This window comes from Pseudomonas capeferrum, from assembly GCF_000731675.1.
Taxonomy (GTDB): Bacteria; Pseudomonadota; Gammaproteobacteria; order Pseudomonadales; family Pseudomonadaceae; genus Aquipseudomonas; species Aquipseudomonas capeferrum.
Map to the genome: position 1 here is coordinate 749,101 of NZ_JMIT01000002.1, position 23,189 is coordinate 772,289.

Below are 23,189 nucleotides of genomic sequence, written 5' to 3' on the forward strand. Positions count from 1 at the left end.
GGGCTGCTGTGCAGCCCCGGCAGTGTTGGGCCAAGCCCACCTATCAAGGCATACTACGGCCCTCCCCGGCCATGACCAACCGCCTCCCCATGCGCATCCACGTCAGCTTCATCGACCGCGTCGGCATCACCCAGGAAGTCCTCGCCCTGCTCGGTGCCCGCCACCTCAACCTGGACGCCGTGGAGATGGTCCCGCCGAACGTCTACATCGACGCCCCAACCCTCAGCCCCGCCGTGCTCGAAGAGCTGCACGACGCTTTGTTCGACGTGCAAGGCGTGCAGTCGGTGGATGTGGTCGACATCCTCCCGGGCCAACGCCGCCACCTGCAGCTCGATGCTCTGCTCGCGGCGATGAGCGACCCGGTACTGGCCGTGGACAGCGCAGGCCTGGTGTTGCTGGCCAACCCGGCGCTGATTGCCCTGTGCGGGCGCGAATCGGCCGGGCGCTCGGTGGGCGAACTGTTCGGCGACAACGGCCTGCTGCAGGCCCTGCAGGACAACAATTTCCACCTGCCGATGCGCGAAATGCAGCTCAACGGCCAGAGCCTGTTGCTCGACGCCACGCCCATCACCAACGCCGGCGGCCTGCTGACCCTGTACCCACCTACGCGCATGGGGGAACGCCTTTCGGCGTTGCACCATGACCATGCTGAAGGGTTCGACGCGCTGCTCGGCGAATCACCGGCCATCCGTACCCTCAAGGCCCGCGCATTGCGTGTGGCCGCCCTGGATGCGCCCTTGCTGATACACGGCGAGACCGGCACCGGCAAAGAGCTGGTGGCCCGTGCCTGCCATGCCATCAGCAGCCGCCACACTGCGCCGTTCCTGGCCCTGAACTGCGCCGCGCTGCCCGAGAGCCTGGCCGAAAGCGAGCTGTTCGGCTATGCCCCAGGCGCCTTTACCGGCGCGCAACGGGGTGGTAAACCCGGGTTGATGGAGCTGGCCAACCAAGGCACGGTGTTTCTCGACGAAATCGGCGAAATGTCGCCGTACCTGCAGGCCAAATTGCTGCGTTTTCTCAGCGACGGCAGCTTCCGCCGCGTGGGTGGTGACCGTGAGGTGAAGGTGGATGTGCGGATCATCAGCGCTACCCACCGCGACCTGGAGCACATGGTGGCCGAAGGCACCTTCCGTGAAGATTTGTTCTACCGCCTCAACGTGCTCAACCTGCAAGTGCCGCCCTTGCGTGACCGTGGCCAGGACATCCTGATGCTGGCGCATTTCTTCATGCAGCAGGCCTGCACACAGATTCAGCGCCCAGCTTGCCGCCTGACCCCGGCCACCCATTCGGCGCTGCTGGCCAACCCTTGGCCAGGCAACGTGCGGCAATTGCAGAACGTGATTTTCCGCGCGGCGGCCATTTGCGAGAGCAACCTGGTGGACATTGGCGACCTGGACATCGCCGGCACCTCGGTGGCCCGTGGCCAGGATGGCGAAGTGGCGAGCCTGGAGCAGGCCGTGGCGGACTTCGAACGGGAGCTGTTGCAGCGTTTGTATGCCAGCTATCCGTCGACACGGCAGTTGGCCGGCAGGCTGCAAACTTCACACACCGCCATTGCACAGCGGCTGCGCAAGTACGGCATATCGGGAAAATCATAAGATTTGTTGAAAAATCAGCACGCGCCTCGGAATTATCCTACGCACAGTGCCAATACTTACCTCAGGGTGGCTGCGTAGAATAGGGGTGTTCGCCCGTGGATATAAAAGAGCACCCTGATGTTTGAACTCGACTTTTACGGCACCTTGGTAGCGGCTTCTTTAGTATTGTTATTAGGCCGTGGCCTGGTCGCACGCGTGGGTTTCTTACGCGCCTACAATATACCCGAGCCCGTCGCCGGCGGCCTGGTCGTTGCCTTTTGCCTGTTAGGGCTACGGCACTTTGATATTCACGTGCAGTTCGATACTTCCCTGCAAACCCCCTTGATGCTGGCGTTTTTCGCCACCATTGGTTTAAGCGCAGACTTTGCCAGCCTGAAAAAGGGTGGGCGTGTCGTTGCCATCTTCCTGCTCGTGGTGACCGGCCTTCTGCTGGTACAAAATGCCATGGGCATCGGGCTTGCCACGGCATTGGGCCTCGACCCGCTGATGGGCCTGCTGGCCGGCTCGGTCACCCTGTCCGGTGGCCATGGCACAGGCGCCGCCTGGGGCGCGACGTTCAGTGAGCAGTATGGCCTGGCCTCGGCCTCCGAGCTGGCGCTGGCTGCTGCAACCTTTGGCCTGGTGCTGGGCGGCCTGATCGGTGGCCCGGTCGCCCGCCTGCTGGTCAAGCGTGTTCATGCCAGCGGCATCGAGCAGGCGCAGCCACAACAACCTAGGGGCTTTGAACAACCCAACGAAGAGCGCCTGATCACCTCTTTCAGTTTTATCGAAACCCTCGCGCTGATTGCCGTCAGCTTACTCGCAGGCTCGTTGCTCAATGGCCTGTTAAAGGGAACTGCATTTGAACTGCCCACGTTTGTCTGCGTCTTGTTTGTCGGTGTCGTGTTGCGCAACGGGCTTTCAGTTTTGGGGGCGTATCGCGTGTTCGAACGTGAAGTTTCAGTATTGGGCAATGTCAGCCTTTCACTGTTCCTGGCCATTGCGCTGATGTCGCTTAAATTATGGGACCTGGCCGCGCTGGCGTTTCCGTTCTTTATGCTGCTGGCCATGCAAGCACTGGTCATGGCCTTGTTTGCAATCTTCATTACGTTCAGGGTCATGGGCAGTAATTATGACGCGGCAGTATTGGCGGCGGGGCACTGTGGTTTCGGCCTGGGCGCCACACCGACGGCCATTGCCAACATGCAAGCGGTCACGCAGCGGTACGGGCCCTCGCATATAGCCTTTCTCGTGGTACCGATGGTGGGTGCGTTCTTCATCGATATCATCAACGTGATCGTGATCAAGGTGTATTTGGCATTGCCCTTCTTCACCGCGCTTTAAAAACCCGTCAGCGGCATGCGTGCGGCCGAACTGGCACGCACGCTCGGTAACCGGAATAGGCGCGTCAGCCTTGCCGATTCAAGCCTGACGAACCATGGCTTCTTTGTGCCGCAACGGCGGACGCAACAGTGTGCTCAACCCCAGCAGCACGAAGGCGCCGATCATCATCACCGCCCAAGCCCAGTGCAATGAGCTGAGCTGGTCACGCACGATACCGGCGAGCAGTGGCATGCTGGCGGCGATCAGGTACCCACCACCTTGCACGAACGCCAACAGCGCGCCAGCCTTGGCAGGTGAATCCGCGTGATCCATGGCAACGATCAACGAGAGTGGGAAAAGCGCCCCAATGCCCAGGCCCAGACACACTGTGGCGAAGGCCGCCAACGCTACCGGCGCGACCATCAGGCAGGCCAACCCTGCTATCAATAGCAAAATGACCCACACCAAGAGGTATCTGCGATCCGCAAAGCGCTGGATCAAGGATGACACGAGCAAGCCGGCGAGCACTTCGGTGACGGTCAATGCCCCCAGCAGGTAACCCGCCTCGGCTGCTGTCCACCCCAACTCGATGTAGAACGGCGGCAACCAGGCCAGCACCAAGGTGTAGGCACCTGTGCCAATGCCGAAGAACAGCAACAGCAACCAGGCCCGCGCGCTACGGTAGGGCAATGTGGCCGACACCTGTCTGCCAGGGGTCCCACGCGCTAGCAGCAGCCAGACGATCAGGGCGACCAATGCCGGGACGGCAGCGTAGCCCAACGACAGTTGCCAGCCGAACAGGCCGGCGCCAGGTGCTGCCGTGGCGGCGGCCAACGCGGCGCCCGCCATGATACCGGTGGTGAACAAGCCCATCAGCATGCCAGCACTTTGCGGATGGCTGCCCTTGAGGAACGCCGGCATCAGCGCCTGAATGATCGCAATGCCGATACCACCCAGTGCCGCTGTGGCGATGAGCGCTTCGGCAGTGCTGACGTAGGCGCGTGCAGCGCAGCTCAGCGCAATCAGCACAATGCCTGCAGCCACGCCCTTGGTCTCACCGACCAGACGCAGCAGCCAGGGGCCGGACAACGCGAACACGCCCATCATCATCACCGGCAAGGTCGTCAGCAGGCCGGCTTGGGTGTTGCTCAGCCCCAGGTCGTGCTGCAGCAATTGCAGCAGCGGGCCGATGGCAGCCATGACCGGGCGCAGGTTCAAGCCGATCAGTATCGCCAGCAACCCGACGCAGGCTTTGTTGGGGGTATCAGTCATGATGGAGGGGCTCCTGCAGGAACGCACCGGTTGCCTGGTTGAATGCCTGTGCGAGCGGTACGTTGAATACGTGCCCCTCGCCCGCGAGGGTGGCCAGGCGAGCGTGACCGATGTTGTTGCAGATGGCTTCGGCTTCGGCGCTCGGGCTGATCGGGTCAAATTCTGCGGCGAGTACCAGTGTGGCGGCCTGAATGCGTTGCAAATGGCCAGTCAGGTCGTACTGCTTCATGCCCTCGCACCAGCGGATCTGGTTGTGCGCCCGTAACTGCGCAGCCTGGGCGTGCCACGCCTGGTAAAGCCGCTGACCACGGGGCGAGGCGGCGAAGTCCGCACCGACCAATGCGGGCCAGCTCGACTTGAAGTGTTTAAGGCAACCATCCTGCTTGCCCAAGGCGGCCGCCCACTCGCTGAGCAGTCCCTTGCGATGTGCAGTGTTCATGCTGGCGAACGTGCCGGCAACGATCAGTTTCTCTACTGCGTGCGGGGCATGACAGGCCATCTCAAGGGCCACCATGCCCCCCAGGGACAAGCCGACCAGCTGGACGCTGTCGAGCCCGAGGTGGTCCAGCAGCGCCAGTATTTCCAAAGCTTGGGCATGGGCGGTGATGCCTTCGGGGGCATCACTGGATGCACCGTGCCCTAGCAGGTCGGGTACGATGACACGGTGCCCGAGGCCAAGCAGCGCGCTGAGCTGCGGCATCCACGCCCTGCCGCTGTTGGCAAAGCCATGCAGCAGGAGCACAGGGCTGCCTGAGCCGGTGTCATGATAATAGTGACGGTGCTGTCCATGTATGAAAAAAGCCATGCTGCCTCCTGATCCTTGAGCTTCATCGCGCCAAGATAACTTAACGTTAAGATTGTTAAAAGGCGCGGGGGTTCAGAAGGTGCGTTGGTTAAACATTTCCAGGTTCAACGATGAGTGCAGCAATGAACGATCATGTCGATTTCGTCGTCGCGCAGTGGGCGCAGGCGATGCCTTCCGTGGATGTTTCCTCCATGGAAATCTTTGGCCGAATGGCGCGTATCAGCAAGCACCTGGAGCGCATGCGTGCAGAAGCCCTGGCGCAGTATGGCTTCAAAGAGGGCGAATTCGACGTCCTGGCAACCTTGCGCCGTGCAGGGGCACCCTACCGCCTGACGCCAACCGAGCTGTATCGCTCGTTGCTGATAACGTCCGGCGCGATGACCAACCGCTTGACGAGACTGGAAAGCGCCGGGATGGTCGAGCGCATTGCCGACAATCAAGACAAGCGCAGCTCCCAAGTGGCCCTCACAGCACAGGGCAAGGCATTGATTGATAAGGCAGTCCTTACCCATACTGAGATCCAGGAGCTGGTACTGGCCCCCCTGAGCGCCGAGCAGCGTGAACTATTCGCGCAGTTGTTGAAGCAAATGCTCGCTCATCTGCCAGGTGAGGGTGCGCCCAGGCAATGAACTGGAAAATTCAGGAGGAATTTTCATGCTTCACAGCAATTACCTGAAGCAATTGGATCTGCAGGACATCGTGGTGTTCATCAACCTGCTCGAACTGCGCAGCGCCAAGCGGACTGCCGAATTGATGAATATCAGCCAGCCCACCGTCAGTTATTGCCTGAAGCGCCTGCGCGGGTGCTTCGACGACACCCTGTTCTCGTCTTCGCAAGGGGTGCTGAAACCCACCACCAAAGCGGAAAAGATTGCGCCGTACCTTCGCGTGGTGGTCGAGTCCGTAAACCGCTGCGCCGAGGACGACAGCAGCGCCTCGCCACAAGCACAGCGCAAGATCTGGCGCATCTGCGCGCCCGAGTATTTCGAACTTTCCTTCTTGCCGCAGGCGCTGGCGGTACTGTCACGTACACACGGCAATACCTCGCTGCACCTCGATCGCTTAAGCCGTGACCTGCCGGTGGACCGGCTGATTTCAGGCGACATCGACATTGCCATCGGCTTCGGCCCGGGCTATCACCAGATGCACCCCGAGCTGCAATGGCAACCGGTGCTCAGTGATGATTTCGTGTGCGTGACCAGCCAAGGCATGCTGGCCAGTGAAGAGGCCATGAGCCTGGACGAGTTCTGTGCTTCGCCCCATGTGTTCCCGACACCGTGGATATCGGAAAAGAACATGGTCGACAGCTGGCTGGACAAGGTTGGCCGATCACGCAACGTGCTGGTGCGCGCCAATGGTTATCAGGCCTGCGTGAATATTGTGGCCGCCGTGCCAGCCACGGTGGCACTGCCCGCACGCCTGTTGCCGCACCTGCGCATCGCACCTGGGCTGAAGGTCTGCACACCGCCGCTGGGCTTCCCCAGTTTCACCCTCGACATGATCTGGTCGCGCGATCGCAGCGACAGCAAGGATATTTCCAGCCTGCGCGCACTGGTCGAAGCGGTGGCGCAAACGCTGTTGACGGAACGATGACCCCGCTTTATTAAATTTTCCCAGGGCGTTTAAATTTCTTAAAACCAGCAGCTTGTTCTTTTCACTTACTGTGAGGTTATCGGGTAGCGATGTTCTACCTGACCCACAGTTCAAGGAGGAATAAGTCATGCTGGCGCACGTACAATCCACGGTGTTTCCGTTCTATCGACAACCGACACCGTGCTACGGTTTCGAATGTATCTATGCCGTCGACCGCGCCCTGCGGGTAGGCGATTCGATCAACAGTGCGACACTCTATGAAGACCTCGCCCACAGTGGCGCCATTATCTACCGCGACTTTGCCGATACACTGCCGGACTTCAACGAGTTCGTCAGCGCGCATTCCGCTCGCGTGACATTCGACCCTGCCCGCAAAGCCGCTACGTCCAACACGGCAGAAATCGAGGCCGGTGTGAATGAAATGGGGCTGCACCGTGAGAACGGTAACTTGCCATTCAACCCCGACCTGCAGTGGTTCTACTGCCTGGAGCCTGCAGCAGTGGGCTCTGAAACGACCTTGTGCGACGGCCAACGCGTACTGTTCGACTTGTCTGCGAAAACCCGAAAGTGTTTTGAGAACCGCGAGATTCGTTACAGCCGGCGCATCCCCTGGAACAATGTAAAACGTTTTCTGAGCATTGAACTGCAACTGCCCATCGATGACATCACCGACGAGCACTTGCACCAAGTCAATCAACAGGTCAGTGGCCAAACCTATCGCCGCATCGATCAGAACCTGATTGCGTCCGAACTGATTATCTCGGCGGTTGAAACCAGTTGCTTCAGCGGCAAGCAAGCGTTTTGCAATTCAATGCTCGGCCCCAGCGTCAACTATGAACCGCCGCTTATCACCTGGGCCGATGGCGAGGATATCGCCCTGGATATATGGGACGAGATCAAAGAAGTGACCGCCCGCAATACGTATAGCCACTTCTGGCAGAAGGGCGACCTGGTGGTAATCGACAACACGCGCGTGATGCACGGGCGCCGGCGCCTGGATGACCCCTCTCGGCGCATATTCGGCGCGCAAAGCTATCGCATTGGAGGTATCGGCCAATGATCAGCCAAAAAATGCAGGACTACCTGGCCGCCACCCCAGACCGCGTAGTGATCAAGGAAATGAACGGTCGCGCCTACACCTTGCACGAGTTACGCCGTGACGTGATGCGACTGGCCAGTGCACTGGAAGGGCGGGTTGGCCGCTGCGAACGCAAAGTGTTTGGCATCGCCATGCGCTCTTGCTACGAGTGGGTGTACACCTTGTTGGCGATCCAAAAAGTAGGCGGTGTGTTGCTGCCGGTGCCCATCGAATTTTCCGACGACCAGATCGGCAGCCTACTGGGCAAAGCCGCGGCAGTGTTCGTCAGCGATGAGCAAACCGCCGGCCGCCTGCACGCTATTCTGCCGGACAAGGCGTGCTTCATCCCCGCGCAACTCATGCACGACACCATCGGTGACGAGTGGCGCCAGGAGGACGAGCTCATCCCGGACGGGATTGTTTCGATCATCCACACGTCGGGCACCACCTCCAAACCCAAAGGGGTGATGATCCGCGACGAGGCAGTCGGGCTGCTGGTCGATAACGTGATGAAGCGTCTGCCACAACAGCCGCTGCACTACTTCTCGATCGTCCCCATGAGTTTGCTGATCGAGCAGGTGCTGGGGGTGTTCATCCCGATTCTCTCGGGCGGCACATTGACCCTCATGCCCGAAGGCATGACCGAATACGGCGCAGCCAGCGGCAACGCACGGCAGTACCTGCAGCTGATTGCGCCCAACCAGCCGAACTTCCTGTACCTGCCGCCCAAGCTACTGGAAGAGGCCAACCTGCTGCTCGAGCACTGCTCGGTCGAGGAACTGTTCGGGCCACAATGCCCGCACATCATCACCGGCGGCGCGAAAATTCCGGTGACGGTCCTGGAAGCCCTGGATGCGCACGGCGTACAGGTGTTCGAAGCCTATGGCCTGAGCGAGAACTCTTCGATCATTTCGCTCAACTCACCGGCGCAACGGCGTATCGGGTCGGCAGGCACCTTGCTCGATGGTATCGAACCCAAGCTGGTCGACGGTGAACTGCTGGTCCGCACGCCGACCCTCTGTGCCGGTTACTACAACGCCGACGATACAGCCTGCGACCTGTCCGACGGTTATCTGCATACCGGCGATATCGCCGAATTTCGCGACGGCTATCTGTACATCACCGGCCGCAAGAAGCACGTGATCATCCTGTCTACCGCACGCAACATCTCGCCCGAGTGGGTCGAGAACGTCTACAAGGAGAGCGCCCTGGTAGACGACATGATCGTCATGGGTGAAGGCAAGGACGAGCCCTGCGCCATCGTCTTGAGCAGCGCCTGCGCAGACTCGGTCCGCCAGGAAATGGCGCGCCTGGAGCACCGGCTCGCCGACTTTGCCAGGGTCAGGCAGATTCGCGTCATCGCTGACATCGCCACCTTCCGTGATCAGTTCTACACGGTCACGGGGCGGCCACGCAGGGCCGAGATCGAAGCCCGGTTCATCGATCAGATGTACGCCTGAGGAAGCCATCATGTACATCGTGCGTAATTTCTACAAAGGCCGACCTGGCTACCGATGCCTGCAGGAAGCGGTACGTGCCCACTACCTCAAGCACTATGGCGCGACACCAGAGCCACAGCCCGATCTGTTCGTCTGCCTGACCGGCGCCAACGGTGGGGCCCCAGGTTATGCCTGTGCGGGGATCAGCTACGGCGATTCCGGCAAGCTGTTCAGCGAGTACTACCTGGACCAGAGCCTGGATGAGCGCTACCACATCGATCGGGCACGCATTGCCGAAGTTGGCGCGTTCGCCTCGTTTCATAGCGGTAGCGGGGCCGGGAAGTACCTGCTCAACAACGTGATCAAGACACTGGCCCTGCGAAATTTCGGCTTGGTGGTGCTGACCGCCACCGAGCAGGTGCGGCAGTTGCTGATCCCCCTCGTAGACACCCTCGAGGACCTGGGCGGTGCCGACCGCAACAGGCTCAGGGACCCTGGCGTCAATTGGGGCAACTACTACGACCACGGACCACGGGTGGTGGCTTCGCGCCTGTCTGCGCCGAGTACCTGGGGCAATGCCCCCGCCCTGGCGCTGAGCCAGCCGCATTTCACCTGCCAGGCATCCGCCTGACCACATCTGGCTCCGGGCATGGCCGTGCCCGGAGCACTGGAGGTAACCATGAACACAAGCAAGCGTTACGAGAATTTCATCGTGTTCCTTGCTCCCCTGATCAATAGCGTCGGGGGGATCGCCATCGACCTGTATGCGCCCAGCATGCCGTCAATCGGCCATGAGCTGGGCGCCAGCCCGTCGCTCATGCAGAACACCATCACCATCACCTTGCTGTTCTACGCCATCGGCCAGCTGTTTTTCGGCATCATGACCGATGCGCGCGGGCGCCGGCCGGCGGTAATCCTGGGCCTGGCGCTGTTCCTCAGCGGCAGCCTGCTGGCCACCTTCTCGACCTCCATCGAAATGCTCTTGGTGGCGCGCGCACTGCAAGGTTTTGCGATTGGTGCATGCCAAGTGGTTGCCCGTGCCTTGCTGGTCGATATCGTCAAGGGCCCGCGCTTCTATGTGGCCATTATCTATCTGAGCCTGGCGTTCGGCCTCGGGCCCGTCATCGCACCGTATGTGGGCGGCATGATCGAGGTCTACCTGGGTTGGCGCTACAATTTCGTCCTGTATGCGGTCTATGCCGTGATCGTGATGGCGTTCGTTTTGGCCGGGCTCAAGGAATCGCTGCCCGCCACTGCCCGTCGCAGTGCCATGCAAACCCTGGTTGGCTACCGGTGCATCCTGGCTGACGGGCGCTTTCGCTCGTCGGTAATTGTACTGGGCGCGAGTTTCTCGGCGTTTTTGCTGTGGAACGTGATCGGCCCGCATATCGTCCAGGAGCGGCTGGGCCACGACGCACAATACTTCGGCACTACGGCACTGGCGGTGGGCAGTTGCTATCTGGTTGGGACGCTGGTCAATCGCGCGTTGATCCGCAGGGTCCAGGCGGCCACGTTGATGTGGACGGGCATGCTGCTGTTCCTGCTCGGCGTGTTGAGCATCGCCGCCATGCCTGCTGGGTTGAACCTGGTCAGCATCCTGGGTGGCATCATGCTTGTCGCGTTCGGCCAGGGCTTTATCTTCTCCAACGCCATGGCCCGCTCCATGTCCCTCTTCCCCGACCGCGCAGGGGTGGCGGCCAGCCTGCAGGGCTGCCTGATGCTGGTATTCGGGTCGCTGGCTTCGGGTATCGTCAGTGCGCTGCCCTTGGCGTCGAACCTGGCGATCGCGGGCGTGTTCGCGGTGCTCTGGCTGATCTCGCTGTCGGGGATGCTGACGGTGCGCCTGCAACAGCGTCAAGCGTCGCCAGCCTGAGCCAGGTGTAGCCCGACAGGCTTGGATGATGTAACCGTATTGATTTCAATACATCGTATTGAAATCAATACACCCCTACTCCGTTGTGTATCTGCAAGGGTTTGCCACGACTAGCGATTTGGGCCGTGGATGTTCTGTATCGATTTCATTCCATCCCTATTTTCAACAGGCTTTAGAATATTTATCAAGCCATTGATTTATAAGCGTTTTATTTTATTGGCCACATTTTTGCTACAGGAAATCCAACAAGTGCGTGGCTAACCACGCCTACCGCCCTGCTTTCGAGGATTTCCCATGAGCGAGTTGCGTTTCACCGAAGATCACGAATGGCTGCGCGTTGAAGCCGACGGCAGCGTCACCGTGGGCATCACCGCCTTCGCCCAGAACGCCCTCGGCGATGTGGTTTTCGTGCAACTGCCGGAGCTGCAGCATTACGAAAAAGCTACCGAAGCCTCCACCGTCGAATCGGTCAAGGCCGCCAGCGGCGTGTACATGCCACTGACCGGTGAGGTAGTCGCCGTCAACCAAGGGCTCGAGGACAGCCCTGAGCTGGTCAACGAAGACCCGATGGGCGAAGGCTGGTTCTTCCGCTTCATCCCGGCCGACATGAGCGAAGTGACCGCCCTGCTCGACCAGGACGCCTACGACCGCCTGATCAAAGCCAACGACGACGCCTGAGGAACCACACCATGACCATCAACCTCGGCACCGCCAACGAATTCATCGCCCGCCACATCGGCCCACGCGCCGCTGACGAACAGGCCATGCTCGCCAGCCTGGGCTTCGACTCGCTGGACGCCATGACCGCTGCGGTCATCCCCGACAGCATCAAGGGCACCAGCGTGCTCGGCGCAGAAGATGGCCAGAGCGAAGCCGACGCCCTCGCGGCGCTGAAAGCCATCGCCGGTACCAACCAGCTGTTCAAGAGCTACATCGGCCAGGGTTACTACAACACCCACACCCCGGCACCGATCCTGCGCAACCTGCTGGAAAACCCCGCCTGGTACACCGCCTACACCCCTTACCAGCCCGAGATTTCCCAAGGCCGCCTGGAAGCGCTGCTGAACTTCCAGACCCTGATCAGCGACCTGACCGGCCTGCCGATCGCCAACGCCTCGCTGCTCGACGAAGCCACCGCCGCTGCCGAGGCCATGACCTTCTGCAAACGCCTGTCGAAGAACAAGGGCAGCCATGCCTTCTTTGCGTCGGTGCACTGCCACCCGCAAACCCTTGACGTGCTGCGCACCCGTGCCGAGCCGCTGGGCATCGACGTGGTGGTCGGCGACGAACGCGAGCTGACCGATGTCAGCGCCTTCTTCGGCGCACTGCTGCAGTACCCGGCCAGCAACGGTGAAGTGTTCGACTACCGCGAACTGGTCCAGCGCCTGCACGCGGCCAACGCCCTGGTGGCCGTGGCGGCCGACCTGCTGGCCCTGACCCTGCTGACCCCGCCGGGCGAGTTCGAGGCCGACGTGGCCATCGGCAGCGCCCAGCGCTTCGGCGTGCCCCTGGGCTTCGGTGGCCCGCACGCGGCCTACTTCGCCACCCGTGATGCCTTCAAGCGCGACATGCCGGGCCGCCTGGTAGGCGTGTCGATCGACCGCTTCGGCAAGACCGCCCTGCGCCTGGCCATGCAAACCCGCGAGCAGCACATCCGCCGCGAAAAGGCCACCAGCAACATCTGCACCGCCCAGGTGCTGCTGGCCAACATCGCCAGCATGTTCGCCGTGTACCACGGCCCCGACGGCCTCAAGCGCATCGCCCAACGCACCCACGCACTGACCGCCATCCTCGCCGCCGGCCTCAAGGCCATGGGCATCCAGGTCGTCGGCCAGAGCGCGTTCGATACCCTGACCCTGGCAACCGGCGAAGCCACCGCCAGCCTGCACGCGAAGGCCCGTGCCCAGCGCATCAACCTGCGCCAGGTCGATGCGGGCCATGTCGGCCTGTCGCTCGACGAAACCACCGCCCAGGCGGACGTTGAAGCGCTGTGGCAACTGCTGGCCGGCGACCAGCCGCAACCCGATTTCGCCACCCTCGCCGCCAGCACCGGCTCGCTGCTGCCTGCCGGCCTGCTGCGCCAGTCGGCGATCCTCGAACACCCGGTGTTCAACCGCTACCACAGCGAAACCGAGCTGATGCGTTACCTGCGCCGCCTGGCCGACAAGGACCTGGCGCTGGACCGCAGCATGATCCCGCTGGGCTCGTGCACCATGAAGCTCAACGCTGCCAGTGAAATGATCCCGGTCACCTGGGCCGAGTTCGGCAACCTGCACCCGTTCGCCCCGGCCGAACAGAGCCAGGGTTACCTGCAGATGACCACCGAGCTGGAAGCCATGCTGTGCGCCGCCACCGGCTACGACGCGGTGTCGCTGCAACCCAACGCCGGCTCCCAAGGCGAGTACGCTGGCCTGCTGGCCATCCGCGCCTACCACCGCAGCCGCGGCGAAGCCCATCGCGACATCTGCCTGATCCCGTCCTCGGCCCACGGCACCAACCCGGCGACCGCCAACATGGCGGGCATGCGTGTGGTGGTCACCGCCTGTGATGCCCGTGGCAACGTCGATGTCGAGGACCTGCGGGCCAAGGCCATCGAACACCGCGAGCGCCTGGCCGCTATCATGATCACCTACCCGTCGACCCACGGCGTGTTCGAGGAAGCGATTGGCGAAATCTGCGCGATCATCCACGACAACGGCGGCCAGGTTTACATCGACGGCGCCAACATGAACGCCATGGTCGGCCTGTGCGCCCCGGGCAAGTTCGGTGGCGACGTTTCGCACCTGAACCTGCACAAGACCTTCTGCATCCCCCACGGCGGTGGCGGCCCGGGCGTCGGCCCGATCGGCGTCAAGTCGCACCTGGCGCCCTTCCTGCCGGGCCATGCGCAGCTGGAGAACCCGCAGGGCGCGGTGTGCGCCGCGCCGTTCGGCAGCGCCAGCATCCTGCCGATCACCTGGATGTACATCCGCATGATGGGCGGTGCCGGCCTCAAGCGCGCCTCGCAAATGGCGATCCTCAACGCCAATTACATCGCCCGCCGCCTGGAAGAGCACTATCCTGTTCTGTACACCGGTGGTAATGGCCTGGTCGCCCACGAGTGCATCCTCGACCTGCGCCCGCTCAAGGACACCAGCGGCATCAGCGTCGACGACGTGGCCAAGCGCCTGATCGACTTTGGCTTCCACGCCCCGACCATGTCCTTCCCGGTGGCCGGCACGCTGATGATCGAGCCGACCGAAAGCGAGGCCAAGGAAGAGCTGGACCGCTTCTGCGACGCGATGATCCAGATCCGCGAAGAAATTCGCGCCGTGGAAAACGGCAGCCTGGACAAGGACGACAACCCGCTGAAAAACGCCCCGCACACCGCAGCGGAACTGGTTGGCGATTGGGCCCATGGCTACAGCCGCGAGCAGGCTGTGTACCCGCTGCCGAGCCTGGTGCAAAGCAAGTACTGGCCACCGGTCGGCCGGGTCGACAACGTGTTCGGCGACCGTAACCTGGTCTGCGCCTGCCCGTCGATCGAGAGCTATCAGGACGCCTGAGGCGGTCTGTAGAACTTTGGGGCCGCCGCGCGGCCCCAAAAAGTTCAAAAGGAGGCACCACCATGTCACTGAGCGTCTTCGACCTGTTCAAGATCGGCATCGGCCCCTCCAGCTCCCACACGGTCGGCCCCATGCGCGCCGCTGCACGCTTCGCCGAAGGCCTGCGCCGCGACGGCCTGCTGGCCGACACGGTCAGCGTCAAGGCCGAGCTGTATGGCTCACTCGGCGCCACCGGCAAGGGCCACGGCAGCGACAAGGCGGTATTGCTTGGCCTGGAAGGCGAGCACCCCGATACCGTCGACACCGAATCCATCCCCGCCCGCCTGCAGGCGATCCGTGACAGCGGCCGCCTGCGCCTGCTCGGCGAGCACGAAATCGACTTCATCGAAAAACAGCACCTGGCGATGATCCGCAAGCCACTGGCCTATCACCCCAACGGCATGATCTTCCGCGCCTTGGACAGTGCCGGTTTGCAAATTCGCAGCCGCGAGTACTACTCGGTGGGCGGCGGTTTCGTGGTCGACGAAGAGGCTGCGGGGCACGACCGCATCGTCGAGGACAGCACGGTACTCACCTACCCGTTCACAACCGCCAAGCAATTGCTCGGGCACTGCACTGCACACCATCTGTCGGTGAGCCAGGTGATGCTGGCCAATGAGGCGGCCTGGCGCCCCGAGGCCGAAACCCGCGCCGGCCTGCTGCGGATCTGGCAGGTGATGCAGGATTGCGTCGAGGCCGGTTACCGGCATGAGGGCATTCTGCCAGGCGGGCTCAAGGTCAAGCGCCGGGCCCCGGCGTTGTACCGCCAGCTCAGCCAACACCCGGAAGCCAGCCTGCGCGATGCCCTGTCGGTGCTGGACTGGGTGAACCTCTATGCCCTGGCGGTCAACGAGGAAAATGCCTACGGCGGGCGCGTGGTCACTGCGCCGACCAACGGTGCAGCGGGCATCGTCCCGGCGGTACTGCACTACTACATGCGCTTCGTCCCAGGCGCCAGCGAAGACGGCGTGGTGCGCTTTCTGCTCACGGCGGCGGCAATCGGCATCCTCTACAAGGAAAACGCCTCCATCTCGGGTGCCGAAGTCGGCTGCCAGGGCGAGGTCGGCGTGGCCTGCTCGATGGCTGCCGGGGCCCTGTGCGAAGTCATGGGCGGTACCGTGCAACAGGTGGAGAACGCCGCCGAGATCGGCATGGAACACAACCTGGGCCTGACCTGCGACCCAATCGGCGGGCTGGTCCAGGTGCCCTGCATCGAGCGCAACGCGATGGGCTCGGTGAAGGCGATCAACGCCGTGCGCATGGCCTTGCGCGGCGACGGGCAGCACTTCGTGTCGCTCGACAAGGTTATCCGCACCATGCGCCAGACCGGCGCCGACATGAAAAGCAAATACAAGGAGACCGCCCGCGGCGGTCTGGCCGTCAACATCATCGAATGTTGACCCGATAACAACACCAAGGAGTCACCGATGTCCGAAACACTGCTCAAGACCCCGCTGCACGCCCTGCACCTGGAGTTGGGTGCGCGCATGGTGCCGTTTGCCGGCTATGACATGCCGGTGCAGTACCCGCTGGGCGTGCTCAAAGAGCACCTGCACACCCGTGAGCAGGCCGGCCTGTTCGACGTCTCGCACATGGGCCAGATCATCCTGCGTGGCAGCGATGCGGCCCAGGCACTGGAAAGCCTGGTGCCGGTGGATATCGTCGACCTGCCAGTGGGCACGCAGCGCTATGCCATGTTCACCAACGAGCAAGGCGGCATCCTCGACGACCTGATGGTCGCCAACCTCGGTGACGACGTGCTGTTCCTGGTGGTCAACGCCGCCTGCAAGGACCAGGACCTGGCCCACCTGCAAAAACACATCGGCAGCCGCTGCGAGATTGAGCCGCTGTTCGAGGCCCGCGCCCTGCTGGCCCTGCAAGGGCCGGCTGCGGTCACGGTGCTGGAGCGCCTGGCCCCGGAAGTGGCCGGCATGACTTTCATGCAGTTCCGCCCGGTGACCTTGCTGGGTGAAGCCTGCTACGTCAGCCGCTCGGGCTATACCGGTGAGGACGGTTACGAGATCTCGGTGCCGGCCAATGCCGCCGATGCGCTGGCCAGACGCCTGCTGGCCGAGCCAGAGGTGCAACCGATCGGCCTGGGGGCGCGTGACTCGCTGCGCCTGGAAGCCGGCCTGTGCCTGTACGGCCACGACATGAACACCGCAACCACGCCGATCGAGGCCAGCCTGCTGTGGGCCATCTCGAAAGTGCGCCGCGCCGACGGTGCCCGCGCCGGTGGTTTCCCGGGTGCCGAGGCGATCTTCGCGCAACAGCAACAGGGCGTGGCACGCAAGCGCGTCGGCCTGCTGCCGCAGGAACGCACGCCGGTACGTGAGGGTGCACCGATCGTCGATGCAGCCGACCAGCCAGTGGGCGAAGTATGCAGCGGTGGCTTTGGCCCAACACTCGGCGCCCCTGTCGCAATGGGCTATATCGACAGCGAACATACCGCACTAGACACACCACTGTTTGCACTTGTACGCGGCAAGAAGGTGGCCTTGAAAGTCAGCAAAATGCCTTTCGTGGCACAACGTTACTACCGCGGCTGAAAGCAAGACGTGAAGTGTTTGAACAGGTTTGTCATATTCGATTTCGAACCTGTTCAATAACGAATGAACATGGCGCCAGCCCAGGCGCCATGCCGTTTCCGACAAATCGTTCGGCTATCGGCGAAAGCCCGTTTTTGCAGACGAGCAAGGGCTTGTTTTTTTCTCGGGAGTTGGCGTAGAGTCACTGCACTGTGTTTGCATGGGTCGCAACAGTTCGTGACCTGGGCCAGTAGCCGCGATCTGCTACAACCCGTTCGACGTCTCTTACTTTCCAGCAACCCAGCCCAGTAAGCTTTCATGCCAATACGACATGAAAGTCACTGTTATCAAATTAATAGATTCATAGGAAATAAGAAAATGGCACAGCGTCAGAACGGTACCGTCAAGTGGTTCAATGACGAGAAAGGTTACGGTTTCATCACCCCAGAGAGCGGTCCGGATCTGTTCGTGCACTTCCGTGCCATTCAGGGCAACGGCTTCAAAAGCCTGAAAGAAGGCCAGAAGGTTACCTTCGTAGCCGTTCAAGGCCAAAAAGGCATGCAGGCTGACGAAGTCCAGCCAGAAGCCTGATAATCCATAAAAAAGAGCCCTTGCGTTGACGCGCAGGGGCTTTTTTTTGCCTGCAGTTCCCTAGAATGAGCCTTTGCCTTCTGGAGCTGCTGCGCAATGTCCAAGCCCCCCCTCATGCCTCAGGGTAACTTTCCACCTGCCGGGCTAGGCCGCCGCCTGGCGGCGATGTTCTATGACTTCCTGCTGTGCACTGCCCTGCTGATCGTGACGGCGGGCGCGTACAAGATGATCCAGATGGCAATCATCGGTGAGGCCCGCATGCGTGCGCTGACCGACGCCGGTGCGCTGGATGGCGACCCGCTGTTGTCGACGATCCTGCTGTTCGCGCTATTCGGTTTCTTTGCCAAGTTCTGGACCCATGGCGGGCAGACACTGGGCATGCAGGTATGGGGCGTGCGCGTGCAGAACGCCGATGGCAGTGCCATCAGCCTGTGGCAGGCGCTGTTGCGCTTCGTGGTCTCGATCGCTTCGTGGCTGTGCCTGGGCCTGGGGTTTTTCTGGGCGTTGATCGACAAGCGCAAACGCGGCTGGCATGACATCTATTCCGAGACCCAGCTGGTGCGGGTACCCAAGCAGAAGAAATGAAAAAGCCGACCCTGAGGTCGGCTTGTGTGCATCGTTCAGGTCATCAACCTGCTCGGCGTAGTAACCACACCCCTGCCAGTGCACACACCGCGGCCGGTATCACCACTGCCAGCAGCGGCGGGAAGCCGAACACCTGGCTTGAAGGGCCAAGCAAGTCCTGGGCGATGCGGAACACGAAGCCCACCAGCACGCCGGTGAACACCCGCTGGCCCAAGGTTACAGAACGCAGCGGGCCGAAGATGAAGGAAATAGCCATCAACACCAGCGCTGCGGTTACCGCAGGCTGCAGCACCTTGGTCCAGAACGCCAGCCAGTAGCGGGCGTTGTTCAAGCCCTGGTCCGACAGGTAGTGGATGTAATCCCAAAGCCCGGTGATCGACAGCGACTCCGGGGCCAGGATCACGGTATTGAGCAGTTGCGGCGTGACCGAAACGTCCCAGCGCTCTTGCGGCGTCGTCACCACTTCGGTGTGGTCGCCACGGAAATACGTGGTGCGCACATCGCTTAGCAGCCAGTGGTCGTCGTTGTACTGCGCCCGACGGGCAAAGCTGGAAGTGACGATCTTGCGCTCGTCGTCGAAGCGGTAGCGGGTCACGCCCAGCAACAGGCCATTGGGCTGCACGGCGTTGATGTGCACGAACTCCTCGCCCTGGCGGTGCCACATACCCCGCTTGGAGCTCTGCGCTTCACCACCGCCCTGAGCCAGCGAACGGTCTGCCTGGGCCTTGTTTTCGGTAACCGGCGCCACGTACTCGCCAATCAGCACACCCACCAGCATCAGCACCAGCATCGGCTTCATCACCGCCCAGACGATGCGGCCGATGGAAACCCCCGCCGCACGCATGATGGTCAGTTCGCTGCTGCTGGCCAGGCTGCCCAGGCCGATCAGGCAACCGATCAGCGCCGCCATCGGCAGCATTTCATACAAGCGCCGGGGTGCGGTCAGCAGCACGAAATTGCCCGCTTCCATGACCGTGTAGGTGTCGCTCAGGTCGCTCATCTCATCGATGAAGGCGAACAGCGAGGCCAGGCCGAGGATGATCCCCAGCACGGCCAGAATGGCCATCAGCACGCTTTGGCCGATGTAACGATCCAGCTTACCCATGGGCCACCTCCGCACGACGTGCGGCGCGCTTCAGGCGCAGCGGCTCCCAGTACATCAGCCCAAGGCCGATCAGCAGGAACAGCCCGTGCACCCACCACATGCCCAGGGCGATCGGCAGTTTGCCCTTCTCGAGGGCGCCGCGTACGGAAATCAGCATTGTCAGGTAGGCCATGTACAGAAGAATCGCCGGCAGCAATTTGAGGAAGCGGCCCTGGCGCGGGTTGACCCGCGATAGCGGCACCGCCAGCAGGGTCACGACGAAGACCAGAATCGGCAACGACAGCCGCCATTGCAGCTCGGCACGTTCGCGCAAGCCCTTCTGGCCGATCAGCTGCGAGGTGGGGATGGCCTCACGCTCGGTCACTTCTTCGCTGACTTCAGGCTTGGGCAGCAGTACACCGTAGGTGTCGTACTTGATCGCACGGTAATCGGCCTGGCCCGGGTTGCCGTCGTAGCGGTAGCCGTTTTCGAGAATCAGGTAGCGGTTGCCGTCGGCCTGGATTTCCTGGTGGCCTTTTTCGGCAACCAGCACGGACGGCGCCCGGTCCTTGGTCTTGTCCTGGTTGAAGCGCTTTTCGGAGATGAACACCCCGGCCAGGTTGACGCGATCGTCCGACAGCTCTTCGGTGTAGGTCACCCGCGAGCCATCGCGCAGGGTCTGGAAGCGCCCCGGCACCAGGGTATCGAACTCGGTCAGGGCATCCTGCTGGCTGATGATCTGCTGCACCTGGGCAACGCCCAGCGGCGCCAGGCTCAGGCTCAGCCAGGCGACCAGCAAGGCGACCAGGGCAGCCGGCGCCATGGTCATGCCAAGCAGGCGCTGCTGGCTCATGCCCGTGGCCGAAAGCACGGTCATCTCGCTTTCCAGGTACAAGCGGCCATACGCCAGGAGGATGCCGAGAAACAGCCCCAACGGCAGGATCAGCTGCAAGAAGCCCGGCAGGCGGAAGCCCATGATCAGGAACAGCACGCTCGGGTCGAGCACGCCCTGGGCGGCCTGGGCCAGGTACTTGATGAAGCGCCCGCTCATGATGATCACCAGCAGCACTGCGCTGACGGCGCTCAAGGTCACCAGGACCTCGCGGGAGAGATAACGAAAGACGATCAAACCAGACACTCCTGGGTTGTCAGGGCGGACTGCCAAACAATGGCGCCAAACAATGACTTAGTACAGCCAAGACCAATGCCGGTTCGCCATAGGCGAACCTCCATGTAAAGTGCGCGCATTATCCTGTGATTGACCGCCCCTGTCACTTGGCCGCGCATGAAGCCGCAAAACAGGGTTGTCAGCAGCCTTGCCGCAGGCTCAAACTGGCAGCTTTTCCACGGGTACGCGACCACGCGGCCTGGCCCGCCCAGAGCGCTGGAACACGAAGCGCCAACTGTATCGATCATTCGGGGACCCTGACATGGAACTGGTTGTAAAAAGCGTAGCTGCTGCATCGGTAAAAACCGCCACTCTGGTCGTACCGGTTGGTGAAGGCCGCAAGCTCGGCGCTGTTGCCAAGGCCGTCGACCAAGCCTGCGAAGGTGCCATCAGCGCCGTGCTCAAGCGTGGCGACCTGGCTGGTAAGCCGGGCCAGACCCTGCTGCTGCAGAGCCTGCCGGGCCTGAAGGCCGAGCGTGTGCTGCTGGTTGGCAGCGGCAAGGACGAAGCACTGGGCGATCGCGCCTGGCGCAAGCTGGTCGGCAGTATCGCCGGCGTGCTCAAAGGCCTGAACGGTGGTGACGCCGTACTTGCCCTGGACGATGTCGCCGTCAGCAACCGCGACGCCCACTACGGCAAATACCGCCTGCTGGCCGAGACCCTGCTCGACGGCGAGTACGTGTTCGACCGTTTCAAAAGCCAGAAGGCCGAGCCACGTGCCCTGAAAAAGGTCACCCTGCTAGCCGACAAGGCGGGCCTGGCCGAGGTCGAGCGCGCCGTCAAGCACGCCACTGCCATCGCCACCGGCATGGCCTTCACCCGCGACCTGGGCAACCTGCCGCCCAACCTGTGCCACCCAAGCTTCCTCGCCGAGCAGGCCAAGGAACTGGGCAAGGCACACAAAGGCCTCAAGGTCGAAGTGCTCGACGAGAAGAAGATCAAGGACCTGGGCATGGGCGCGTTCTACGCCGTGGGCCAGGGCAGCGACCAGCCGCCACGCCTGATCGTGCTCAACTACCAGGGCGCCAAGAAGGCTGACAAGCCGTTCGTGCTGGTGGGCAAGGGCATCACCTTCGACACCGGTGGCATCAGCCTCAAGCCAGGCGCCGGCATGGACGAGATGAAGTACGACATGTGCGGCGCCGCCAGTGTGTTCGGCACCCTGCGTGCGGTGCTCGAACTGCAGCTGCCGATCAACCTGGTGTGCCTGCTGGCCTGCGCCGAAAACATGCCGAGCGGCGGCGCTACCCGCCCAGGTGACATCGTCACCACCATGAGCGGCCAGACCGTCGAAATCCTCAACACCGATGCCGAAGGCCGTCTGGTGCTGTGCGATACCCTGACCTACGCCGAACGCTTCAAGCCCCAGGCGGTGATCGACATCGCCACCCTGACCGGTGCTTGCATCGTTGCCCTGGGCAGCCACACCTCGGGCCTGATGGGCAACAACGACGACTTGGTCGGCCAGTTGCTCGATGCCGGCAAGCGCGCCGACGACCGCGCCTGGCAGTTGCCGCTGTTCGACGAGTACCAGGAGCAACTGGACAGCCCGTTCGCCGACATGGGCAACATCGGTGGGCCGAAGGCCGGCACCATCACGGCGGGCTGCTTCCTGTCGCGCTTCGCCAAGGCCTACAACTGGGCGCACATGGACATCGCCGGCACCGCCTGGATCAGCGGTGGCAAGGACAAGGGCGCCACTGGCCGCCCGGTCCCGCTGCTGACCCAGTACCTGCTCGATCGCGCTGGCGCCTGATGCCGTGAGACCGGTGGCGCCATGCGCGCCACCGGCCGGCAGACCCCACCATGAGCAAAGTCGATTTCTACATCCTGCCCACCGATTCCTTGTCGGCGCGGCTCGATTTCGCCTGCAAGTTGTGCGACAAAGCCTGGCGCCTCGGCCACCGGGTCTACTTGCATTGCCAGGACGCCGAGCAGCGCAGCGAACTGGACCAACGTCTATGGCACTTCAAAGGCGAGGCTTTCGTGCCTCACGACCTGGCGGAGCTGCACGCTGATGCCACCGTGGCCTTAGGGCTTGGCGAGGATGCCGGGCAACACCGTGACCTGCTGATCAACCTGGGGGCTGGCGTACCCGCGTTCGCAGGGCAGTTCGAACGGGTTGCCGAAATCGTCGTCGAGGAACCGAGCATCCGCCAATCGGCCCGTGAGCGGTTCCGTTTCTACCGTGAACAGGGCTATGCTCTGCAAGACCACCGCTTACAGCGACTTTGACGACGATGGACAAGCCCTCCCCTTTGCCCGACTCCGCCCACCTGCTCGATGACCTCGAGTCGATCCGCCAACTGCTGGGCGACGCCGACCTGCAACCGCCGCTGCTGACCGAGACGGTGGAACAGATCCCGTTGTTGCTCGACGAGCCTGGCGGCAATGCCGCACCTGCCGTCGCGCCTGCCGTCGCTGAACCTGAGGAAGATTCGCAAACCCGCCGCCAGGACACCCTGTTGCACCTGGAAAGCGAGTTGCGCGCGGCAGCGCAGGCGATCATGCAAGACGTGATCAATGACTTCACCCCGCACATCGAGAACGAGATCAAGCGTCGGCTGGATGCGCGCATCGAACGTTTGATCAAGCGCTCCGAGTAAACCGGCCCCGCGCATGCCCCTCTTCGCGGCTTTACCCGCGAAGAAACCACCGCCCGCCTGCAGATGACAGCCGCGTGTCGCCT

The 23,189-nt window shown here is 62.3% G+C and carries 21 protein-coding genes; 17 read left to right on the forward strand and 4 right to left on the reverse strand.

Annotated elements, in window-relative coordinates; translation table 11 throughout:
* Window positions 1-89: 89 nt before the first annotated feature.
* Together PC358_RS15910 and gltS are read left to right on the forward strand one after the other, a co-directional pair.
* Window positions 90-1,598, forward strand: a complete 1,509-nt coding sequence (locus tag PC358_RS15910) for a sigma-54-dependent transcriptional regulator (RefSeq protein ID WP_033701516.1) — start codon at window positions 90-92, stop codon at window positions 1,596-1,598.
* A gap of 117 nt (window positions 1,599-1,715) precedes the next feature.
* On the forward strand, window positions 1,716-2,921 hold the full coding sequence (gene gltS / locus PC358_RS15915) for a sodium/glutamate symporter (RefSeq protein ID WP_033701049.1): 1,206 nt from the start codon (window positions 1,716-1,718) through the stop codon (window positions 2,919-2,921).
* 78 nt (window positions 2,922-2,999) lie between these two features.
* Here gltS and PC358_RS15920 read toward each other — a convergent pair whose 3' ends face one another.
* Window positions 3,000-4,172: an MFS transporter gene (locus PC358_RS15920; RefSeq protein ID WP_033701050.1), complete on the reverse strand. Its 1,173-nt coding sequence runs from the start codon at window positions 4,170-4,172 to the stop codon at window positions 3,000-3,002.
* A complete protein-coding gene (locus tag PC358_RS15925) occupies window positions 4,165-4,914 on the reverse strand; it encodes an alpha/beta fold hydrolase (protein ID WP_209435450.1) in 750 nt (249 codons plus the stop codon). Before PC358_RS15925 ends, PC358_RS15920 begins: the two co-directional genes overlap by 8 nt.
* A gap of 185 nt (window positions 4,915-5,099) precedes the next feature.
* On the opposite strand from PC358_RS15925, the gene PC358_RS15930 reads away from it, so the two are divergent.
* From PC358_RS15930 to PC358_RS15985, 12 genes are all read left to right on the forward strand, one after another.
* Window positions 5,100-5,606, forward strand: a complete 507-nt coding sequence (locus PC358_RS15930; protein WP_033701052.1) for a MarR family winged helix-turn-helix transcriptional regulator — start codon at window positions 5,100-5,102, stop codon at window positions 5,604-5,606.
* Window positions 5,607-5,631: 25 nt separating this feature from the next.
* Window positions 5,632-6,570 (forward strand): LysR family transcriptional regulator, encoded by a 939-nt coding sequence (locus tag PC358_RS15935; RefSeq protein ID WP_033701053.1) that lies wholly within the window; start codon window positions 5,632-5,634, stop codon window positions 6,568-6,570.
* 127 nt (window positions 6,571-6,697) lie between these two features.
* Window positions 6,698-7,630, forward strand: a complete 933-nt coding sequence (locus PC358_RS15940) for a TauD/TfdA family dioxygenase (protein WP_050506132.1) — start codon at window positions 6,698-6,700, stop codon at window positions 7,628-7,630.
* Window positions 7,627-9,108 carry an AMP-binding protein gene (locus tag PC358_RS15945; RefSeq protein WP_033701054.1) on the forward strand — a complete coding sequence of 494 codons (1,482 nt, stop codon included), beginning with the start codon at window positions 7,627-7,629 and terminating at the stop codon, window positions 9,106-9,108. Before PC358_RS15940 ends, PC358_RS15945 begins: the two co-directional genes overlap by 4 nt.
* A 10-nt stretch (window positions 9,109-9,118) precedes the next feature.
* Window positions 9,119-9,718: a thermostable hemolysin gene (locus PC358_RS26680; protein WP_050506133.1), complete on the forward strand. Its 600-nt coding sequence runs from the start codon at window positions 9,119-9,121 to the stop codon at window positions 9,716-9,718.
* A 48-nt stretch (window positions 9,719-9,766) separates the two neighbouring features.
* Window positions 9,767-10,960 (forward strand): multidrug effflux MFS transporter, encoded by a 1,194-nt coding sequence (locus PC358_RS15955; RefSeq protein ID WP_033701055.1) that lies wholly within the window; start codon window positions 9,767-9,769, stop codon window positions 10,958-10,960.
* Window positions 10,961-11,254: 294 nt separating this feature from the next.
* Window positions 11,255-11,638 carry a glycine cleavage system protein GcvH gene (gene gcvH, locus PC358_RS15960; protein ID WP_033701056.1) on the forward strand — a complete coding sequence of 128 codons (384 nt, stop codon included), beginning with the start codon at window positions 11,255-11,257 and terminating at the stop codon, window positions 11,636-11,638.
* Window positions 11,639-11,649: 11 nt separating this feature from the next.
* Window positions 11,650-14,505, forward strand: a complete 2,856-nt coding sequence (gcvP, locus tag PC358_RS15965) for an aminomethyl-transferring glycine dehydrogenase (RefSeq protein WP_033701058.1) — start codon at window positions 11,650-11,652, stop codon at window positions 14,503-14,505.
* Window positions 14,506-14,567: 62 nt separating this feature from the next.
* On the forward strand, window positions 14,568-15,944 hold the full coding sequence (locus PC358_RS15970; protein WP_033701059.1) for an L-serine ammonia-lyase: 1,377 nt from the start codon (window positions 14,568-14,570) through the stop codon (window positions 15,942-15,944).
* Window positions 15,945-15,971: 27 nt separating this feature from the next.
* Complete coding sequence (gcvT, locus tag PC358_RS15975; RefSeq protein ID WP_033701060.1) at window positions 15,972-17,093, forward strand: glycine cleavage system aminomethyltransferase GcvT; 1,122 nt, start codon at window positions 15,972-15,974, stop codon at window positions 17,091-17,093.
* A 357-nt stretch (window positions 17,094-17,450) separates the two neighbouring features.
* On the forward strand, window positions 17,451-17,663 hold the full coding sequence (locus tag PC358_RS15980; RefSeq protein WP_033701061.1) for a cold-shock protein: 213 nt from the start codon (window positions 17,451-17,453) through the stop codon (window positions 17,661-17,663).
* Between the two features lie 96 nt (window positions 17,664-17,759).
* Complete coding sequence (locus tag PC358_RS15985; protein ID WP_033701063.1) at window positions 17,760-18,248, forward strand: RDD family protein; 489 nt, start codon at window positions 17,760-17,762, stop codon at window positions 18,246-18,248.
* Window positions 18,249-18,291: 43 nt separating this feature from the next.
* Here the strand turns inward: PC358_RS15985 and lptG are convergent, their stop codons facing one another.
* The gene (lptG, locus tag PC358_RS15990) at window positions 18,292-19,353 is read right to left on the reverse strand and encodes an LPS export ABC transporter permease LptG (protein WP_033701064.1); all 1,062 of its coding nucleotides are present in this window, start codon (window positions 19,351-19,353) and stop codon (window positions 18,292-18,294) included.
* Window positions 19,346-20,461 (reverse strand): LPS export ABC transporter permease LptF, encoded by a 1,116-nt coding sequence (lptF, locus tag PC358_RS15995; protein WP_033701066.1) that lies wholly within the window; start codon window positions 20,459-20,461, stop codon window positions 19,346-19,348. Before lptF ends, lptG begins: the two co-directional genes overlap by 8 nt.
* 301 nt (window positions 20,462-20,762) lie before the next feature.
* Between lptF and PC358_RS16000 the strand changes: the two genes are divergently transcribed.
* The 3 genes from PC358_RS16000 to PC358_RS16010 are packed head-to-tail and all read left to right on the forward strand — an operon-like array spanning window position 20,763 to window position 23,106.
* Window positions 20,763-22,256 (forward strand): leucyl aminopeptidase, encoded by a 1,494-nt coding sequence (locus PC358_RS16000; protein ID WP_033701067.1) that lies wholly within the window; start codon window positions 20,763-20,765, stop codon window positions 22,254-22,256.
* 50 nt (window positions 22,257-22,306) lie between these two features.
* Window positions 22,307-22,735, forward strand: coding sequence for a DNA polymerase III subunit chi (locus PC358_RS16005; protein WP_033701068.1), 429 nt, complete (start codon window positions 22,307-22,309; stop codon window positions 22,733-22,735).
* A 5-nt stretch (window positions 22,736-22,740) separates the two neighbouring features.
* Window positions 22,741-23,106, forward strand: coding sequence for a hypothetical protein (locus tag PC358_RS16010; protein WP_033701069.1), 366 nt, complete (start codon window positions 22,741-22,743; stop codon window positions 23,104-23,106).
* Window positions 23,107-23,189 lie beyond the last annotated feature (83 nt).

Coding starts and splice junctions, on each gene's coding strand:
- PC358_RS15920 (WP_033701050.1), bottom strand. CDS start 4,172: ATGACTGATACCCCCAACAAAGCCTGCGTCGGGTTGCTGGCGATACTG.
- gcvP (WP_033701058.1), top strand. CDS start 11,650: ATGACCATCAACCTCGGCACCGCCAACGAATTCATCGCCCGCCACATC.
- PC358_RS16000 (WP_033701067.1), top strand. CDS start 20,763: ATGGAACTGGTTGTAAAAAGCGTAGCTGCTGCATCGGTAAAAACCGCC.
- PC358_RS15945 (WP_033701054.1), top strand. CDS start 7,627: ATGATCAGCCAAAAAATGCAGGACTACCTGGCCGCCACCCCAGACCGC.
- lptG (WP_033701064.1), bottom strand. CDS start 19,353: ATGGGTAAGCTGGATCGTTACATCGGCCAAAGCGTGCTGATGGCCATT.
- PC358_RS15910 (WP_033701516.1), top strand. CDS start 90: ATGCGCATCCACGTCAGCTTCATCGACCGCGTCGGCATCACCCAGGAA.
- PC358_RS15955 (WP_033701055.1), top strand. CDS start 9,767: ATGAACACAAGCAAGCGTTACGAGAATTTCATCGTGTTCCTTGCTCCC.
- PC358_RS16005 (WP_033701068.1), top strand. CDS start 22,307: ATGAGCAAAGTCGATTTCTACATCCTGCCCACCGATTCCTTGTCGGCG.
- PC358_RS15940 (WP_050506132.1), top strand. CDS start 6,698: ATGCTGGCGCACGTACAATCCACGGTGTTTCCGTTCTATCGACAACCG.
- gcvH (WP_033701056.1), top strand. CDS start 11,255: ATGAGCGAGTTGCGTTTCACCGAAGATCACGAATGGCTGCGCGTTGAA.
- gltS (WP_033701049.1), top strand. CDS start 1,716: ATGTTTGAACTCGACTTTTACGGCACCTTGGTAGCGGCTTCTTTAGTA.
- PC358_RS15930 (WP_033701052.1), top strand. CDS start 5,100: ATGAACGATCATGTCGATTTCGTCGTCGCGCAGTGGGCGCAGGCGATG.
- PC358_RS15985 (WP_033701063.1), top strand. CDS start 17,760: ATGTCCAAGCCCCCCCTCATGCCTCAGGGTAACTTTCCACCTGCCGGG.
- gcvT (WP_033701060.1), top strand. CDS start 15,972: ATGTCCGAAACACTGCTCAAGACCCCGCTGCACGCCCTGCACCTGGAG.
- PC358_RS15980 (WP_033701061.1), top strand. CDS start 17,451: ATGGCACAGCGTCAGAACGGTACCGTCAAGTGGTTCAATGACGAGAAA.
- PC358_RS26680 (WP_050506133.1), top strand. CDS start 9,119: ATGTACATCGTGCGTAATTTCTACAAAGGCCGACCTGGCTACCGATGC.
- PC358_RS15935 (WP_033701053.1), top strand. CDS start 5,632: ATGCTTCACAGCAATTACCTGAAGCAATTGGATCTGCAGGACATCGTG.
- PC358_RS15970 (WP_033701059.1), top strand. CDS start 14,568: ATGTCACTGAGCGTCTTCGACCTGTTCAAGATCGGCATCGGCCCCTCC.
- PC358_RS16010 (WP_033701069.1), top strand. CDS start 22,741: ATGGACAAGCCCTCCCCTTTGCCCGACTCCGCCCACCTGCTCGATGAC.